Source organism: Rahnella sp. 1L-D-7-B-C2 (assembly GCF_057290995.1).
Genome location: NZ_JBXAVQ010000009.1, coordinates 173,998 through 192,387, shown reverse-complemented (window position 1 = coordinate 192,387; position 18,390 = coordinate 173,998). Strand labels below are relative to the sequence as shown.

The window sequence follows — 18,390 nt, the reverse complement described above, 5'->3', positions numbered from 1 at the left end:
GTGAAAGTTCCATTTAAAAAGGGTCCATGTTGAGCATGAACCCTTTTTACACGAGCCACTGGATCGGTCAACTGATCCTTAAACGATCGGCATTAAGGCTGAGCCTGCTTTTTTTACGTCGGTCTGTTGCATCTGAGCTGTCAGATTTCGTTATTTCTCACCAGCTCAGCGACCAGATCGTTCACGCCATCGCTCATGTTTTTGAACTTGGTCAGTTCGCTGCGGGTGACCACCACGAACACGCCGATACCGCGCTGCGGTACCATCGCGACATAAGTAATAAAGCCACCGCCGCCACCGGTTTTCTGGATGATGCGCGGCAACAGCGGCGTCGGTGCCATCGTTACCCAGCCCATACCCAGCGAATCGGCCATGCCCGGTACGTCCATGCCTTTCAGCGACACTAAATCTGAACGTTTGTAGTACATCTTCTGCGCCATTTCGGCGGTGGAGGTGCGCTGCCCGAGGAACTGGCGCATCCAGCGGCCCATGTCGGCTGGCGTGGAATACAGGCCGCCGCTGCCCGCTGCGGCGAGGGTATTGATACAAGGGCTTGGACGCAGGCCGACCATCAGCCGCGAACACTGGCTCGCGTTAGGCGTCAGCGTGGTATCAGTCATGCCCAGCGGCTGGGTAATCTGTTCGCGCAGCAACTGCGGATAGGGTTTATTCGCCGCTTTCGATAACGCATCGGAAAGCAGGTCAAACGCCAGATTCGAATAAGATGCGCGGGCACCCGGTGGCACGGTCAGTTTAGCGACGCTCAGCCAGTTCCAACGATCGCTTTTGGTCGGCCAGGTAAAGACATTACGGTGTGCCACGCCGCCCGGCTGCTCACGCGGCAGGCCGCTGGTGTGCGTCGCCAGATTCAGCAGCGTGATCGGATTGGTGCCGCTGTAACTCGGCACTCGGGCGCCCGCTGGCGCGTACTTGCGCAGCGGGTCATTAATGCTGACTTTGCCCTGCTGCGCCATTTTGACCAAGACTTCGCTGGTGATGAGTTTGGTCAGCGAGGCGATACGCACCACGGAGTCTTCACGCGGACGCACATCAGAACCGGGGCGGGTTTCGCCGAAACTGCGGAAAACCTGCTGGTTGTTATCCACCACCACCAGCGCCATTCCCATTGCGCCGCTGCCGTAAAAAATGTGTTCTGCATGGTCATCCACGACCTGCGACGCCAGACGCGCATTTTGCTGCGCGTGGCTCCATAAAGGCGTACTGGCAAAGGCCAGCGCGAGGAGCGAAAGAGAGATTTTTTTCAACAAGCGGATATCCATCAACAGGCCATTAACGATTCGTAATTTGTATATTAATGCGAAGTTTCTGAAACGGCATGGGAAAAAATCGCTCAATCCAAAGATATTTGTCAGCAAAACCTTCTCGCAATGCGGCCAATGCCTGTTTTTTCAACACTTAAACCGAACAAGGTGGGATAACTATTGCGTGACCTGCTGGGCTGGGTATAATGCCCACGTTTTCCGCATACTACTTTCTGTGCCGAAGTGGCGAAATCGGTAGACGCAGTTGACTCAAAATCAACCGCCGCAAGGCGTGCCGGTTCGATTCCGGCCTTCGGCACCATATGTATGTAAATAGACCTCAACTGAGGTCTTTTTTATGCCTAAAATCCAGTCCCCGCAAGACTTTGCCCCGCTTTTCAGTCAACCGACGTCAATCTGAGTTACCCCACATCAACATGCTTGTGAGTATAGAACCGAGTATATATGCTGGTTCGATAATGCTTATATACTCACGGCAGCATATGGAAGGAATACCATCATGGCCCTGACTGATACCAAGGTGCGTTCGGCAAAACCTGAAGCAAAGGAATACTCGCTAGTAGACGGTGATGGCATGTTTTTGTTGATACATCCTAACGGCTCCAAATATTGGCGCTTCCGTTTCCGCTTTGGCGGTAAGCAGCACCTGATGGCATTTGGTGTTTACCCCGAAACGTCACTGGCTGATGCTCGTCAAAAGAGGGAAGAGGCCAGGAAGCTTGTTGCTGCCGGTGTCGATCCTCGTGAGCATAAGCGTGCAGTAAAAGAAGAACAGGCTAAAGAGGTCATCACTTTTGAATCTGTTGCCAGAGACTGGCATGCCAGCAATCAAAAGTGGTCTGAGTCACATAGTGCCCGTGTTCTTAAAAGTCTGGAAGATAATCTGTTTGATGCGATTGGTAAGCGGAATATCGCTGAGTTAAAAACCAGAGATTTACTTATTCCCATTAAAGCCGTAGAGATGTCTGGACGTCTTGAGGTGGCGGCGCGTTTACAGCAACGAACAACAGCAATTATGCGATTTGCCGTGCAAAGCGGTTTAATCGACTATAACCCCGCACAAGAGATCGCTGGAGCAGTTGCCACAGCTAAACGACAGCATCGTGCTGCGCTAGAACTTAATCGCATTCCTGAACTACTTCATCGTATCGACACATATACCGGCAGACCACTAACACGCTTAGCTGTCGAGCTGACGTTGTTAGTTTTCATTCGATCTAGTGAGTTACGTTTTGCTCGCTGGTCAGAAGTAGATTTTGAAACTGCTATGTGGACGATTCCGGGAGAGCGTGAGCCACTGGAAGGTGTGAAGCATTCACATCGAGGATCGAAAATGCGGACTCCTCATCTTGTTCCTTTATCGCGGCAAGCTCTATTGATTTTGGAAAAGATCAAAAGTATGAGTGGGAATCGCGAGCTAATTTTTGTGGGCGATCATGATCCTCGTAAGCCGATGAGTGAGAACACTGTTAACAAGGCTTTGCGTGTGATGGGCTACGATACGAAAGTTGAAGTTTGCGGGCATGGTTTCAGGACTATGGCATGTAGTTCATTGATTGAATCGGGGTTGTGGTCGAAGGATGCGGTAGAACGGCAGATGAGTCACCAGGAACGTAACTCTGTGCGTGCGGCTTATATTCATAAGGCTGAGCACTTGGGGGAGCGCAGGCTGATGGTGCAGTGGTGGGCGGATTATTTGGATGTGAATCGAGAAGCAGTCATATCTCCATTCGAATACGCAAAACTCAACAATCCATTGAGGTAAGAAAAATAGTGCAACGATACGCCGCAGCTGATACTGCGGCTGTTATTCATTTTTAGAGGGCTTCTAACATATTAATTTCGTATATATCAGGAAGGTCATCGTCAGCGAATTACAATTCGGTGTTCCAGTTTCCGAAATATCGCTTCAATTTCTCGATGGTATGACGCCACCTCGGTGCCGTTGGCCTGCACACCGTGTTTTGATTACCGAAGAAGCCGACCTCGCTCACTGCCTCTTGTTCACTACGGGTTTCAAGCCATTTAACAGAGACAAAATATTCTGATTTATCGGGATCATCGGAGTTGTCGCGATACCAGGCACCAAACTTGAGCACGTCCATTGCGAGTTTTTCGCCATCGTCAGTGTTAACCATAAAACTGCTGGCCGGTTCAACGGCACTCTGCACCAGCCCTACGCCCACATAACCTGTTTTAGGAATATTGACCCAGACGCGGTCGCCCGGTTGGAGCTGTTTTAACGTCTGGCTGTACCAGCTTCCGCCACCTGCACTAATAAAACCGTAGCGACGAGCCTCTTCCCAAACCCGGCTGTGTGGGTCGCCACATGAAACGTAAAACTCACCGTTCCAGGGTTCTTTAGTGCTGCCATTTACGCTTGAAATTGCCTGTGCGGCATTGGTTTGCGTTTCGCTCGGATCGATAAGCCAGGTGCGGCTTAAAAGCTGTTCGTTACCGTGCTGGAACACCTTAAATAACAGGATGTTAATTGAGATACCATTCTTGCTAAGATAGTCGACGATTCGCTCGGTGGACGGATCAAATTCAGCTGCGACAATGATGATTTGGTGCGACTGGTTCAGTGAATCTTCTTCCAGTTCGATATTGAAGCGTTGTTTAAACGCGTCGCCTAAATTACCGCCGCCAGAGAATTTCTCGTAAATCTGTGACAGACGATCGGCGGTTAAGTCATCCACCCAAGAGGCGTAATCCAGCGCCTGGGCAACGACTTCACGCGGCGTGCGATCGCGTTTAAGCTCAATCAGGATCAGAGAGGCATCCGGCGCAATCGCCAGTAGGTCGATACGCCCTTTGTCGAGCGTATTTTCCTGATGGCCGATGATCATCCATTGGTCAGAGAGAATGGAGGGATCGTTTAAGATCATCTTCTCCAACAGTTGCTCGCTGGCGAGTTTGCTGATGGTTAGCGGCTCGGGAGTCTCTCCTACCCGCCAGATAGCGTGATGAACTGGCATTTGTGCTTCCCCTTTAAATCTGAATTTCAAATTATTGTTTTGATATATGTTCTTACTTTAAAAAAGAAGTAACACTTCAATGGATGTCATATTAATTTAGTGGTATTAAAAATTAAGTACCGTATGATATTAACTCGAAAAATTTATTCATAGCATTTGCTCTCTATGAAATCAAACAGTGGCCTAAATATTTCAAAACTCTCTGCTGGTAATACCGGCACCATTGTTTTAGCAAATTCAGCTTTGTCACCCGCAAACTCTATGATTTCACTACCTGCGATGAAAGGTCGTTTGATGAACCATTTCTCAAGCAAATCCTCTTTATAAAACAATAGTTCTATAGATAAGTGAGAGCCTCCGCGCCCACCCCATGCTTGATTTTTTTCGTCAATAACTTGTTTTTTAATGTCATTATCCTTTGGAACAGGAAGCAACAAAGCGTAATGACATTCATATTTTAATTTTTTAGCTAATCCAGAATATGGGTCCATAACAATGTCCAGACCTTTAAGACCTTTCCAATCGTTATATGCATCGTCAAAGTCAAATAAGGCAAACATTTTTCTGTTAGGGAAGTTTAGCTTCAATTCATCACGGGAGAATAAATTTCTCAAGAAAGTACGGTCGAAAGCATTTTGAATTCCAAACGGACAGTTTCGTCTAGGGTTTAGCTTATCCCATGCGATGTTGAGAATTATTTCATCAGTGACCCCTTCAGTAAAAAGCACATTTCCAGATGATGTTTTGAGAAATTGATTTAATGCCAGTCTGGCTTCGGTTTCTGAAAAAGAGATGATCCCGGCAGATAAGTCACGAATAACCTGGTTTTTATCTTGCTTACAAAATTTTACCTTGTGGTTCTCAGAATATATCACGGAAATATATTTTTGCTCTAATGAAGCGATAGTTGAAGCACTGTGAGTAGTCACTAAAATGTGGTTTTTACATAACGCAATTGTATTAATTTCTTTAACTTGATTAATAAATTGATGCTGCCATTCTGGATGCAAAAAAGCATCAGGCTCATCAAGCAATGTCACACAGTTTTTATTTTTGAAAAACTCCGAGACTGCATAAACATAAACCGACTGAAATTGCCCATCACTAAAGGAACTAATGTCACCTTCAATATTAGAATCTAATCGTAAGGGTACAGTTATATCAGAAAGCATTCCTAAAACTTTTAGGTTATCAAACTGCTGAAAAAGTTCATCCCAGCGCTTTTCAAATTTTTCTTGTAATTTCTTTATGGATATATACAGTATGTAATGGTCTTCATCTTGAAAGTATCCTTCATTAACGGATATTTGATCAGTATTATCCCATATGCATTGCGATAAAGAATCAAGAAATTCTTTAGTAATGCCGACTGCATTCCAATATCGATCCGTTTCATCATTCAGCTGAATATTAAAATCTCTTTTACCCTTAGCATAATCAGGGCGATCTAACTTTAATCTGATGACAGGCTCAGTAACTTCTTTGGTGCCAGGTTTTGTCAGACCCAGCTTGCTAACTGCAAGTTTATTTAGAATATAATTTCTAGCAGGATTATCTTGATGCTGCGATATAATAAGAGTCAGAAGCAGATTTTTGTAATCTGGCCCAATCCCAATAAATTTACGTGAATCGGATAAATCAGCGCCTTTAATTTTTCTCTGAAATAATGATTTGTAATTACCAATTAAGCTAGACACAGTAGTATTATGTCCGGTGTAATATACAAGTATATTGTCAGGGAAAGGGGTTTTTTCTAATCTTCGTTGGCCAACCTCATCATTGATGAACAACTGATCCTTGGCCCATTCAATTTTGGTCACAATCCCATCAATTTCGTAAAATATGCCATACTCAAAACTAATTGTGTTGTTCTCTTGACCAAACTGATCAATATGACGAAAAATCTCAATGATAGCTTCAAAAAAATTAGATTTCCCGCTTGCATTTTTCCCAACAAAAACATCTATGCCATTATTATCATCAAAATCCATCTGGAAGTCATGAATGTTTTTGTATCTCGAAATGTAAATTGATTTTATGCGCACCCAACACTCCTTAGTATTCTATTAATTATGCAATAATGGCCACATTAATTTTCAAAATGAAAAATAATAGAATCAGTTAAATTCTTTTTAATACCTTCACTTTTTACAACTAGATTTTTAAGAGTGTCGACAAGCACTAAAACACTTTCTATAACAGAAATTATCTTCTTTTTTTCATTATAAGGAGGTAATGCAACAGGCAATAGGGAAACTTGATTTCGTGTAACATTTTTCATTGATGCGCTGGTACCACCAGCTACTATTCCGTAATACTCACGTGAAAGCATAGAATTATTCACTATATTGATATAGTTCACATCTATCAAATCGGGAAATTGGAAACGTATAATTTTATCACTAAGCATTAAATGCTTAGGCACCGTTTGAGGTACAACCACAGAGCGGGCAACCAACTCGGATGTATTTGCTCTTGATAAAAGGAAATCATTCCCTTTAACTTCATATTCCTGTTTAGGCTCCAATTTTACCGGTAGCGCCTTGTTTTCCTCAGCATTGAACTCTCCCCAAGTAACTGCGCTGATTTTCAAGACCCCCCAGTCATCGCCATTTCTTGGATGTGACTCGCATTGCGGGCTCCACCCGGCCTCTGAACCAAGTGCCAAATCACCTAAACGACACCATTTCCATCCCATTGGTAGGACGAATGGTTTTTCCTCATCACTCACAGGCGGCAACGGTTTTTGTTTTTTAATTTTACCTTCTTTCACCAATTGCGCTTTTTCCTGCTCAATACGTTTCAGCAGTTCAGACGCAGGTTCGTCGTTAGGGTCTTGCGGCACCAGTTTACCCATTACCGCCAGTTGCAGAATGGTTTGCTTAAACGTGTCGATACTCGCTTCAGTGGTAAACAGTGTGTCGAAATGCTGGCTAATTCGCGCCCAGTTCTCGGCTGATTCTTCTGCGTTTTGGCTATCGGTGAGCGTTGCCAGTAGCGTTTCTACAAGCTGAGAATGCGCATCTAGACTGGTCAGGGATTGCTGTTCCAGTTGGTCGCAGAGAGCCATTAATTCTTTAACTTTTAAAATAATATTTTCTTGCTCATTTTGAGGAGGAATTGCAATCGCCAATCCATATGCATCGTTTCGATTCAATCCTGGTTTAATTCCTTTACCCAATGAATCAAGACCAAGTGTATGAAACTGCATAAATACAAAATCAAGATTCATTGCTATAGGAGGGATTGCGCTATATGCAACATCTGTTACCCAACATCCGATATTAAGAGATAAGTTCAATGCGCCAGCAGAACCTTTTCTTCCAATAACTATGCATGGTGAATTAACGCAAGCTACGTTATGCGTTCCAACAACCCCATTGGAGCCATAAACATTATATTCACCAGTATTAGTTCTTTTTTCTTGGGGTAAATTGTTGCCATATTCCATTTCGTAAATGTTACCAAACCTTACCCACTCCCATCCCTTTGGCAATTCAAACGGTTTCTCTTCCTCACTAATTTCTGGCAAAGGCTTCTGCTTTTTAATCTTCCCTTGCTTGACCAGTTCTGCTTTTTCGGCGGCAATACGCTTTAACAACTCCGACGCAGGTTCATCATTCGGGTCTTGCGGCACCAGTTTGCCGCGCACCGCCAGTTCCAGAATCAGCTCGCGTAATTTCTTAATGCCATAGAGGTCGATTTTGCCATTGCTGCCGCGCCCGGCGGTGGAGCGGGTTTGCAGGGCGGAAGTCCAGGTATCGAAATGGTCAGTTATCAATTTCTCAACGGCCATCAGTTTGTCCCCTTGTTACCTGCCAGCGCGGCACCAAGGATGTCGCGTAACTGATTGCGCAGCTCACTGATTTCGCCCTGCTGCTGCTGGAACTTAGCCAGCAGTTCGTCCGGGTCGTGGCTGATGATTTCGCCCTGGTACGGGTTCTTGATATCGAGGTTAAAGTTACGGGTAATGATTTCGTCGATACCCACTTTCCACGCCTGGTTGTTCTCTTCACGGCTGGCAAAACCATCGGCTTCATTACCCCACCAGTCGATTTCAGCCTGGAACTCCTCAAACTTCATCGGCTTGGTTTTGCTGTAGTTCTTCACGCCAGCTGGGTACGGATGCTCATAGAACCAAATCTCTTTGGTCGTCTCGCCTTTGGTGAAGAATAGAATATTGGTTTTGATGCCGGTGTACGGGTTAAACACGCCGTTCGGCAGGCGCACGATGGTGTGCAGGTTGCACTCTTCAGTCAACAGCTTTTTGATTTTGGTTTTCACACCTTCACCAAATAACGTGCCGTCCGGCAGGACGACAGCGGCGCGGCCTTTATTCGCCAGCACTTCAATAATCAGTTGCAGGAACAGATCGGCAGTTTCGCGGGTCTGCATTTCCGCCGGGAAGTTTTTCTCGATGCCGTCTTCTTCGGTGCCGCCAAACGGTGGGTTGGTGACAATCACGTCCAGTTGCTCATCCCAGGAGGAAAGCGGTTTGTTGAGCGTGTTGTCGTGGCGGATTTGTACCGGCACTTCAATGCCGTGCAGCAGCATATTGGTGGTGCACAGCAGGTGCGGGAGCTGTTTTTTCTCCACGCCGTGAATTTGCTTTTGCAAAATCTGGTGGTCAGCAGTGGTTTTGACGTAATGCTCTTTCACGTGGTCGAACGAACAGGCCAGGAAACCACCAGTACCGCAGGCCGGGTCCATAATGGACTCGCCCAGTTTTGGGTCGATGCGGTTGACCATAAAGCGCGTCACCGCACGCGGGGTGTAGAACTCGCCCGCGTTGCCCGCGTTTTGCAGATCGCGCAGGATTTGCTCGTAAATGTCGCCAAACAGGTGGCGCTCAGAGCTGCTACTAAAGTCGATTTCGTTAAGCTTGTTGATGACCTGGCGCAGTAAGGTGCCGTTTTTCATGTAGTTATAGGCATCGCTAAACGCTTGTTTCACCACAAAGCCGCGCGGATTTTTGTCGATTGGTGCGGTGAGGCTTTTCAGCGTCGGGAACAGGTCGTCATTCACAAATTCCAGCAGTTCGTCACCGGTAATGCCTTCGCTGTTCGCCGCCCAGGTGCGCCACAGGTAACGTTTAGGGATCGGCAACTGGTAGTCGTCTTGTTCCAGTTCCAGCTCCTCTTCCTGAGTGTCAAAAATTTTCAGGAACAGCAGCCAGGAAAGCTGGCCGAGGCGTTGGGCATCGCCGTCCACACCTGCGTCTTTGCGCATGATGTCCTGTAGGGATTTAATGACTGAGCTAATTGACATGTTTTCTTTCCATTCTAAAAAGGATGCCACCGGGGGCCGTAAGCGCCAGGTGGCAGGATAGGGGGGGGTTATCAGGCTGAGCGTGGTGGCAACTGGTAAATTTCGCTTTCCAGTTCGTTCACGGCATCTTCGTAGGCCTGCTTGCTACCAAAGCTGCTTTTAATAATTTCCAGCGGGCGACCGAGCGAATCGAACGGTTTCAGCTTCAACACTTGGATGTCCTCGATTTCCTGCACGCCTTCATCGGCGTACTTGTCCAGCAGTGTGTTTAACACGTTCTGCGCAGGCGCGGAGTATTTGGTGAAGTAGTTACGCTTGCGCACGTTGTTGGCCCGCTCCTGGCGCGTTAGCGGTGGCTGACCATACACAACGTGGCAAAGCAGATCAAACGGGTCGAGATCTTTGCCGACTTCTTCTGCTAGTACGTCCCAGAGCACGCCCAATTGTTGCAGCTCTTCAATGATCACCTGTTTGCGGGCGGCAGAATGCCACTTGCGGGTGAAGCCATCAAGGGATGCGTAGTCTTTATCTTTTAGCAGGGTTTTGCGGGTGTAATCCTGGAAGGATTCGGTGACCAGTTTGCCGTCAGCATCGTAATATTGAACGCGTTTCGCCAGCACTTTTACCGCCACGCCATTAACGTGGAATTTACGGATTTTATTCTCTTCGTCTTCTTCAAATGCGCCCGTTTCATCACCCGGTGTCGGGTCATAAATTGCAGGAGGTTCATCAACGCCGTTGATTTCGTCAGGCGTTTCGTCTTCTAGTTGCTCGTCAAAATCTGAATCGGGGTCGGTAATCTCTTTCGGCGTGGTGCGGATCACTTTTTCCGGTACACCGTCAAAGCGTTCATCGGCGAACAGTTCGGTGGCTTTTTTAAAGTCGAGAATGGTGAACCACAGTTTGCCGTGTTTTTCGTTAATGCGCGTTCCACGCCCGATGATTTGCTTAAATTTGGTCATCGACTGGATGTTTTGATCCAGCACCACCAGCTTGCAGGTTTGAGCATCGACGCCGGTGCTCATCAGTTCAGACGTGGTGGCAATCACCGGATATGCTTTTTTGGGGTTGATGAAGTTATCCAGTTGCCCTTTGCCGATGTCATCGTCGCCGGTGATTTTCATCACATACTTTTCGTTCTTTTTAACCTGCTCCGGGTTCAGGTTGACCAGCGCCCGGCGCATTCTGTCGGCGTGGTCGATGTCGTTACAAAAGACGATGGTTTTATCCATCGGGTTGGTGCGTTTTAAGTAATCGGTGATAGTTTGCGCCACCAGCATGGTGCGCTCGTCAATCACCATGGTGCGGTCGAAATCTTTCTGGTTATAAATACGGTCTTCGATAATCTCACCGTGTTTATCTACCTGCCCTTTGGTTGGACGCCAGCCCTGCAAGTCTACGTCGATATCGACGCGCACAACTTTGTACGGTGCCAGGAAGCCGTCTTCAATACCCTCTTTTAGGGAATACGTATAAACCGGTTCGCCAAAGTAGTCGGTACTGGAAACTTCTTCAGTTTCTTTCGGCGTGGCAGTCAGGCCAATTTGTGTGGCGCTGCTGAAGTATTCGAGGATTTCACGCCAGGCGCTGTCTTCTGATGCGCTGCCACGGTGGCATTCGTCGATAACTATCAGGTCAAAGAAATCTGGCGCAACTTGTTTAAAGGCTTTCTGATGCTCTTCTGGTCCGGTAATCGCCTGGTACAAAGCCAGCTGGATTTGATAAGCCGGGTCGATAGTTCGCCCGGTGATTTTGGTCATCGCGCTGCCAAAAGGCTGGAAGTCGTTAGTTTTAGTTTGATCGACCAAGATATTGCGGTCAGCGAGGAACAGGATGCGTTTCTTACTTTTTGCTTTCCATAACCGCCAGATTATCTGGAAAGCCGTGTAGGTTTTCCCGGTTCCCGTCGCCATCACCAGTAATACCCGTTTTTGCCCGGCAGAAACGGCTTCTACGGTTTTATTTATCGCCTGAAGTTGGTAATAACGCGGGGATTTGCCTGAGCTGTCATCGTGGTAATCCTGGCTAATGACGGGCATCTGCTCGGCAGTGAAACCTTTCCAGACGCAGTATTTATTCCAGAGTTGCTCAGGGCCTGGGAAATCTTCTAGCTTGATTTCAGATTCAAGCTGCACAAGGTTGGTTTTATCGTGAAAGATAAAGCCATCACCGTTGGAGGCAAAAACAAACGGCACATCAAGCAAACGCGCGTAATCAAGCCCTTGCTGCATACCCTTGCCTATCTCATGCTTATTGGCTTTAGCCTCTATGACTGCAAGCGGCAATCCAGGCTTGTGGTAAAGCACAATGTCCGCTGATTTCACTGTCAGACGTGCAGCCAGCTTGCCGCGTACAACCACTTTACCATCGCGAAGTTTCACTTCTTGGCGGATCTGCGACATCACATCCCAGCCTGCGTCTTTAACCGCTGGCATGATGAATTTGGTGATGATGTCCGTTTCAGTCAGATGAGTTTTGTTTACGCCAGCCATAGCAGAACATTCCACAATATTGGGTTAGCTCTGATTTTACACAGATTAGTGCATAACGTAATGGCCTGAAACGATGTTTTGGACAGCAATTGGCAAAATCATTATTTGGCAGTAAAAACTCCGTTGTTTCAGTTCATTTCTTGGATGGCATAATCTGATCCTGTGATAAACACATAGTGATGTTGACAGTATCTGACCTGCTCCTAACAATTGCTACGGTGAAAGTTTGCAATGTCCGTTGTTGGCACGAACTAGGCAAGCTAATGGTCCCTAAGAGCCGTCATGCGAGAACTGCGGGAGTTCATAATGTTCTGTAAGTTGATGGAAGAATTACTGATTTTTTCGTGTTTTAATCAACATGGTGCAGATGGCTAATGGCCTTCAGTAGATTATATTGAAACAACTAATTTAATGACATATGAAAACTAAGGGGTTAAATGAAAAAGGCTTCGATTACTCAGGAAGAAATTAATCAAGGTGAGGGTAATTTTCACGATTACATGAGCTACGTGAGAGATCGTTTGTCCGCCAAGTTTGTTGAACCAAGTTATTCACTTTTTGCTGCAGCAGACCTTATTTCTGCAGATGGATACAAAATAGTATTAGGGTCTGATCCGGATGAAGCAGGACTGTCAGTGACAAATTGGTTGGAAAATTTTTACGGAGATAGGCAGCATATTTCCTATTGTTTCCCTCCTATTGCCTATCAAATTAATGGGGTTTTATATTGTGTCAGGATGCCTATTGAACGAATAAAAGAAATTCCTTTACTGGAGGCGGTGATCGGTCTGACTGAAGAAGCTGTAATGAGAATTACCTGTAGTAAACTAGAAAAACTTCAGGCTGACTATAACGAATTTTATACGATGTTCTATGACATCAGCCGTTTTGATGTCACAACAATAATTCATTTAGAATCAGCTGCAGATCGGCTACTCGCAGGAGCTGCTCATTATGCGCTTTCCCGATGGGAAAGCCTTCACTTCATCGAACGTGCAATGAAAGAGGTTTTGGAACCGAAAGGTGTAAGATTGTCGGGTAGTGACGGTCATGACATTAGTGGTGCACTTCACCGTGAGTGGATTAAGGCTGGATTTCCTGCTCTCCCGATTGAATTACTTCATAAGGTGATGTGCACTCCCGCTATTCGGTATCAGAGAACTCCGTATCCCTTTATTGCTTCTGTTGCTGCTCACCATGCTTCGATTCGCCTGGCCGCGATTATAGCAAGGGAAATACCTCAAGAGCCTAAATTAAAAGATAAAATGATTATTAACAGCTCTGTCTTGTTTCGTGAGGGGGCATTGGCTATCGCCCGCTTATATAAATCGATGGATCCTACATCAGAAACATGGGAGCCTGTAAGACTAATATCTCCCTCTTGATTAAATCAACACAAGTCATCATGTTCACTGGAGTTTTAGCTCAGGAACTAAGTTTTGCTTGCAGGGAGGATATCGATTTCGAAAAACGATTCAGGGAGATACCTGCATAAATAATGACGATGAAACGACCACATACAATTCCATTGGCGGGTCAAATTGAGCCACTCAAGCCCATTACAGGACTGTACCAATCGAAATTCATTGGATTAAATGGTCGTACTAAACTGGTCCCAAGGAAAGTGTGAATCAGGTAATTGAATTGTTGAGATACAAAGGAATGCTGACGTGACACGATTTTCGCCATACGATTAGTACAATTCTGCATGAAAAGGATTTAACTCAGCGTGGATTGAAACGCAGCTTGCACATGTGGATAAGAACGCGATACGTGGGACTTACAACCGTGCGTAGTATTTGGAGGGGCGTAGGGATATGATGCAATCGTATGGGAATTATCTGCACACCTTTATTGTTGATAGAGATAGTTCAAAATCCTTTCCGCAACTAAAACCATCAATATGTAATGTGTTAATTATCTTTATTAATGCAGAAGCCATTGATGATATTTAAAGCAGATAAAAATAAATATGGTGCATATTACAATATGCACCATATTTCCTAACGATAAAGACCCTCTAGTTGGGGCAACTTGAAAAAGTAAGATGCTTCAGACTTCTTAAATGCCCCAGTCGAGTTTTGGCGTAACTCTGCATTAATTAATACGCAGCATTTCTCAGCTCTTGTAATACCAACATAATGAAGGTTTGTTTCTTGCGGAAGGCTGGGATATAGTGCTGTATTTCTATCAACTTCATTAACTGATCTATATGGAAAAGACCATTCATCCATATCCAAATGCAATACTATTTTAAATTCAAGCCCTTTAGACTTATGAAGTGTCATTACTTGAACTTCATTTTTATCTAATGGCATAAACTGCTTTAAGTAAATATCGTCTGATATAACGTCCAAAACCGCTTTATCATTAGGTATAGAAAACTGAATATTTAGCATTTCAGCGATTTCGTGGAACTTATTAATTAGTTCCTCATCTGTTAGTTTACCCCTGAGGATTTTAATTTTTTTTCTTAATAAAAACTGATGATTGTCATTTATAATTAAGCCATCAAATACTTTATTAATTAACTCTTGCGCAGTACCTATGGCCTTATACCTATAAGCTAGAAGGTCTTTATATAAATCTGAACATTCTGTGCCCAATTTATCTAATGGCGTGTCAATATAAACTCTAAAATTTGATGTTAATCCTGAGCATAGTAATAGCAATGATTGCTCTTTTCTTGCAAAAATAGCTATTTGGTTAGCTTGCTCCAACCCCCATTTTCCTTCATTTAACCATTTTGAAATCCATGATGATATTGTCATCGAAACATCTTTTAGGTTCCCTGATAATCTCTTTCTGTAAACATTGATGCTTTCGCTTGGTAATAACACGAAATTTGAATCGAGTAGCCTAGATGCATAATTAATTACTGATGGATGACACCTATGATTTAAATTTATTTCAAAATGTGCAAACACTTGCTTATCTCTAACCAAGTCAAGTAACAGCTCAGCATTTCCACCTCGAAACTCATAAATTGATTGCCAAACATCACCAACAGCAATAGAGCATAAACCAAGTTCATTTATTTTTAGAAATAATTGATGCTGAGATAAAGATGAATCTTGATATTCATCTGTAAATATATGGCTATATCTCGCTTTGATATATCGCGTTGCTGCAGGAGATTCATTAAGTATTTTTAATGCTAAGGCAGCAAATGAACTCATCCAAAGCATTCCCTCATCGTACAGTTTCTTATAACCGGAATCTTCATTGATATTAACGACTGATGGTGTACCAATAAATTCTTGCTTGAGGTAATGTTTATATGGAGACTCTAACCTCTTTAATACTTTGCATTCTGTTGGTTTACCCCCCCATATTCTTGGAAGAAATGGAATGATTATCTCCTTTAAGCAAAAACTATCAATCGTACCAAAGAAACTGTGTTTTGTATCGTGTCCTTCCGCCTTACATCTGCGCTCCAGTTCTGAACTTGCTTTCCTTGTGAATGTAATTGCAATGACCCCTTTATGCTCAGGAAGACAGCCGGTAATATTTCTAATCTTTTCTTTTATAACTGTAGTTTTACCACTTCCAGGACATGCTGTTATTACCATGCTTTTAGGGTAATCAATGGCTAATATTTGCTGATTGGTTGGAGAAAAAACACTCATTTCATTCACCTTTAACTATTTTTACAAGGTGGTCTAGCGGTTTAGCCAGATCACCCGAGTTAAGATTATGAAGGTCTTTTTTTATTTTTTTCAGAAGTATACGCATTCTTATTGCTTTTTTCTTTTGTAAGTATTCAATTGCGCTTTGATTATCTTTTTTATCTAACGCATCTAATATTGAAGCACTCAATTCCTCGACAAGATCGGTTTCTAAATCAATTTTCGACAAATATACTCCAGATTTATTTATTTCCTCAGAAACTGTTTTCCAGTCACCGTTGGTAAGAGTATCGAGAGATGTTGTTTTTTTGTCACTATGCTCAAACTTTTCGATACCAACTATATCTAAACATCGGTTTATACCTGCATAGTTCCACTTCTCTTGACCTTTTAGCTTTGATATATCGTTATCAGTTCGCATTACCCATGGAATTTCTAAAGCATCAAGTATTGCTGCATATATTTTAAATGATATTCCATCCACTGAAATTAATGAAACATTCAAATAATCTAGATCAATATTTAAACTTTTAGCCAAGGAATGGTAAAATAAAATTTCGGATGGCCCTTCGATTAAGAAAACACCATTTGAAAAGAATGATTCTGCTGGCAATATACTCATCCGATAGCTCATATCTTCCCAGCCATCTGAAATACCTTTCGAGCATCCTTCACTTGCTGCTACAGTGTGTCCATCCCGGTCAAGCAATCTTATTATTGAGTCTGGCTCGAAGTTTACCGCTATTTGGGGGGAGTGGGATGAAATGATTGTTTGACCTGGAAGTTCAGCTATCAAATAATCAGCTAATTTTCTTTGTTGATGAGGGTGTAGGTGTGCTTCAGGTTCTTCGATAACATAGAAGATAACTTCGTTATCGATATCATGTTCCTTAATACTTTTCGCTTTCCATAATGCTAGTAATATTTGATTGTTTCGTCCGTCTCCTCCAAGCATTACGTTAGAACCATTTGTATTAGCTCCAAGTTGTAGGTTATCAATGAAGTCATTTATTCCAATTGCCCCAGTATCTAACTGTACAGAATATTCGGAGTAATGATGTGCAAGTTTTTTGAGCTCATCGTTAACTTCTTTTGTTGCTCTTTCTACATATATAAGCTGAGATATCTTATCATTAATTGACTGTAAATCTGAACTTATCTCTCCTAACAAATCGTCATCTTCTTCTCTTTCATCAGAGTTCAATGATTGCTGTGCGATTTTTAAGAGTTGTCTTTTTTCTTTGCGAATAAATCTCTCTAAATCTCGCTGTGACTGAATATATTTTAAATTAACGAATTTAAGATAATAGCGAGAATTGATTTCTTGTAAAGACTCTAAAGAATCACCAATAAAAAGTTTGTAGCTGAGATCCGATTTTTGTGCGAAATACTTAATGAACGATTCACCTGAGTCACTGACGTTCCCTTTCAAAATAGAAAGTACTGCATCTTCATTGATATCTTTAAAATGAATAATAATTTCAAACTCTTCACATGACTTTCCATTTTCTAAATGAAAATCAAGTTCATTTGGTTCAATTTCTGAATCTGAGACACTTTTATCTAATAGCATTCTTAGCGAATGCAGCATATTACTTTTGCCAACATCATTAGCTCCGATGATCAGAGTGTTCGAATTAAACTTGATGTATGCATCTTTAAAATTTCTAAAACCTTTAAGTTTCAGAGATGATATTTCCAACTTAAAATCCCTCTTTAAAGTAAAAAAAACCTTTTCATGATGGGGTTTCACGTAAAGTATGCAACTGAATTTTGCTCATTTTTTGCGGTAGATCCATCCAGAACGGTTAATTATCCTAGAATGATGTTCAGACAAGTTATGCTTCTGGCACAAAGTGATAGCAGACCGCAGATGCGCCTCATGACTCATCACCAGGTGTTATTGAAGAGGCGGAGAATATTGGGTACAATCGGGAAAACCTACGTGCGGCTGAGTCCTTTGGCTGTTTTATGATGTCGTGATCGCAGCCAATACATCCTCTGTTGATGGGATGATGAACACAACCTTACGAATAGGATGTAACTGCTGGTGCGATCAAGCACAGGACAGACTGAAGCACATTAAACTGCTTCGTTCTGGCGAATTTTATTTCCAGCTAGCTCTGTCTTCCCAGACGCTACGCAGCATTCCTGTTGTAGGTACTCTTACACTAAACCAGTCATAATTGAACACTGCCTTCTGATCGTCATCAAGTGAACCATCGCCTGTCAGCACAACTTCACTTCCCGGTACACCAGTGCTTTTGTTGACAACAATGCAGTTGATAGGCGGTAAGCCATTTTCAAGGCACAAATTACCCAAGATGCCCAATTGTCTCGAAAGAAACAATCCGGCATTCGGCTCCTCACGTTTCATGCGGGAAGCGACTTCACTGTACGTGATAGGTTGCACCCATCGCGGGCGAGGGTTACTCAGTTTGGAACTTTCGATATGGCTAACGAGAATTAACCATATTTGTTGAGTCTGAACATGAATTCTGTCGCCTTTCACAAAATGTTTTAGCTCGTACAATTTATTCACAATAGCCACCTGTTAGAATTGAACCGATCGTTACATATTGCCTGATGCGTTCAATATTGCACGTATTGTTCTTTATCGCAACATGTTAAGTCCGGCATCTTAAGATGCTCCTCTACAGTTTCTGACACAAAACCGGCCATTCTGGAGGGACATGACTTCCCCTATGAGCGAGAAGGATGTATCCAGAAAGTCGGAAGC

Annotated in this window: 11 protein-coding genes, 1 tRNA gene and 1 pseudogene; 4 read left to right on the top strand and 9 right to left on the bottom strand. The window is 43.7% G+C overall.

Annotation, left to right across the window (positions count from 1 at the left end; genetic code table 11):
* Positions 1–140: 140 nt before the first annotated feature.
* The gene (gene ampH / locus AC0Z7K_RS16110; RefSeq protein WP_485615171.1) at positions 141–1,280 is read right to left on the bottom strand and encodes a D-alanyl-D-alanine-carboxypeptidase/endopeptidase AmpH; all 1,140 of its coding nucleotides are present in this window, start codon (positions 1,278–1,280) and stop codon (positions 141–143) included.
* A 219-nt stretch (positions 1,281–1,499) separates the two neighbouring features.
* Here ampH and AC0Z7K_RS16105 point away from each other — a divergent pair.
* Both AC0Z7K_RS16105 and AC0Z7K_RS16100 read left to right on the top strand, forming a co-directional pair.
* Positions 1,500–1,584: transfer RNA gene (locus tag AC0Z7K_RS16105), tRNA-Leu, on the top strand.
* Between the two features lie 198 nt (positions 1,585–1,782).
* On the top strand, positions 1,783–3,048 hold the full coding sequence (locus AC0Z7K_RS16100) for a tyrosine-type recombinase/integrase (protein ID WP_485615170.1): 1,266 nt from the start codon (positions 1,783–1,785) through the stop codon (positions 3,046–3,048).
* Positions 3,049–3,157: 109 nt separating this feature from the next.
* On the opposite strand, the gene AC0Z7K_RS16095 is transcribed toward AC0Z7K_RS16100, so the two are convergent.
* The 5 genes from AC0Z7K_RS16095 to hsdR form a co-directional block, all read right to left on the bottom strand.
* The gene (locus AC0Z7K_RS16095) at positions 3,158–4,261 is read right to left on the bottom strand and encodes a nuclease (protein WP_485615169.1); all 1,104 of its coding nucleotides are present in this window, start codon (positions 4,259–4,261) and stop codon (positions 3,158–3,160) included.
* A 143-nt stretch (positions 4,262–4,404) separates the two neighbouring features.
* Positions 4,405–6,306 (bottom strand): AAA family ATPase, encoded by a 1,902-nt coding sequence (locus tag AC0Z7K_RS16090; RefSeq protein ID WP_485615168.1) that lies wholly within the window; start codon positions 6,304–6,306, stop codon positions 4,405–4,407.
* Between the two features lie 44 nt (positions 6,307–6,350).
* Complete coding sequence (locus tag AC0Z7K_RS16085; RefSeq protein ID WP_485615167.1) at positions 6,351–8,057, bottom strand: restriction endonuclease subunit S; 1,707 nt, start codon at positions 8,055–8,057, stop codon at positions 6,351–6,353.
* Positions 8,057–9,529: an N-6 DNA methylase gene (locus tag AC0Z7K_RS16080; RefSeq protein WP_485615166.1), complete on the bottom strand. Its 1,473-nt coding sequence runs from the start codon at positions 9,527–9,529 to the stop codon at positions 8,057–8,059. The genes AC0Z7K_RS16085 and AC0Z7K_RS16080 overlap by 1 nt, the downstream gene beginning before the upstream one ends.
* Before the next feature lie 71 nt (positions 9,530–9,600).
* Complete coding sequence (hsdR, locus tag AC0Z7K_RS16075) at positions 9,601–12,021, bottom strand: EcoAI/FtnUII family type I restriction enzme subunit R (RefSeq protein WP_485615165.1); 2,421 nt, start codon at positions 12,019–12,021, stop codon at positions 9,601–9,603.
* Positions 12,022–12,458: 437 nt separating this feature from the next.
* On the opposite strand from hsdR, the gene AC0Z7K_RS16070 reads away from it, so the two are divergent.
* A complete protein-coding gene (locus tag AC0Z7K_RS16070) occupies positions 12,459–13,406 on the top strand; it encodes a hypothetical protein (RefSeq protein ID WP_485615164.1) in 948 nt (315 codons plus the stop codon).
* A gap of 5 nt (positions 13,407–13,411) precedes the next feature.
* Positions 13,412–13,814 (top strand): annotated as a pseudogene (locus AC0Z7K_RS16065) (tyrosine-type recombinase/integrase); the annotation flags it as partial.
* A gap of 210 nt (positions 13,815–14,024) precedes the next feature.
* On the opposite strand, the gene AC0Z7K_RS16060 reads toward AC0Z7K_RS16065, so the two are convergent.
* The 3 genes from AC0Z7K_RS16060 to AC0Z7K_RS16050 form a co-directional block, all read right to left on the bottom strand.
* Positions 14,025–15,650 carry a UvrD-helicase domain-containing protein gene (locus tag AC0Z7K_RS16060; RefSeq protein ID WP_485615163.1) on the bottom strand — a complete coding sequence of 542 codons (1,626 nt, stop codon included), beginning with the start codon at positions 15,648–15,650 and terminating at the stop codon, positions 14,025–14,027.
* 1 nt (position 15,651) lies between these two features.
* Positions 15,652–17,352 (bottom strand): ATP-dependent nuclease, encoded by a 1,701-nt coding sequence (locus AC0Z7K_RS16055; RefSeq protein WP_485615162.1) that lies wholly within the window; start codon positions 17,350–17,352, stop codon positions 15,652–15,654.
* Positions 17,353–17,757: 405 nt separating this feature from the next.
* Positions 17,758–18,192: a hypothetical protein gene (locus AC0Z7K_RS16050; protein ID WP_485615161.1), complete on the bottom strand. Its 435-nt coding sequence runs from the start codon at positions 18,190–18,192 to the stop codon at positions 17,758–17,760.
* Between the last annotated feature and the right edge of the window lie 198 nt (positions 18,193–18,390).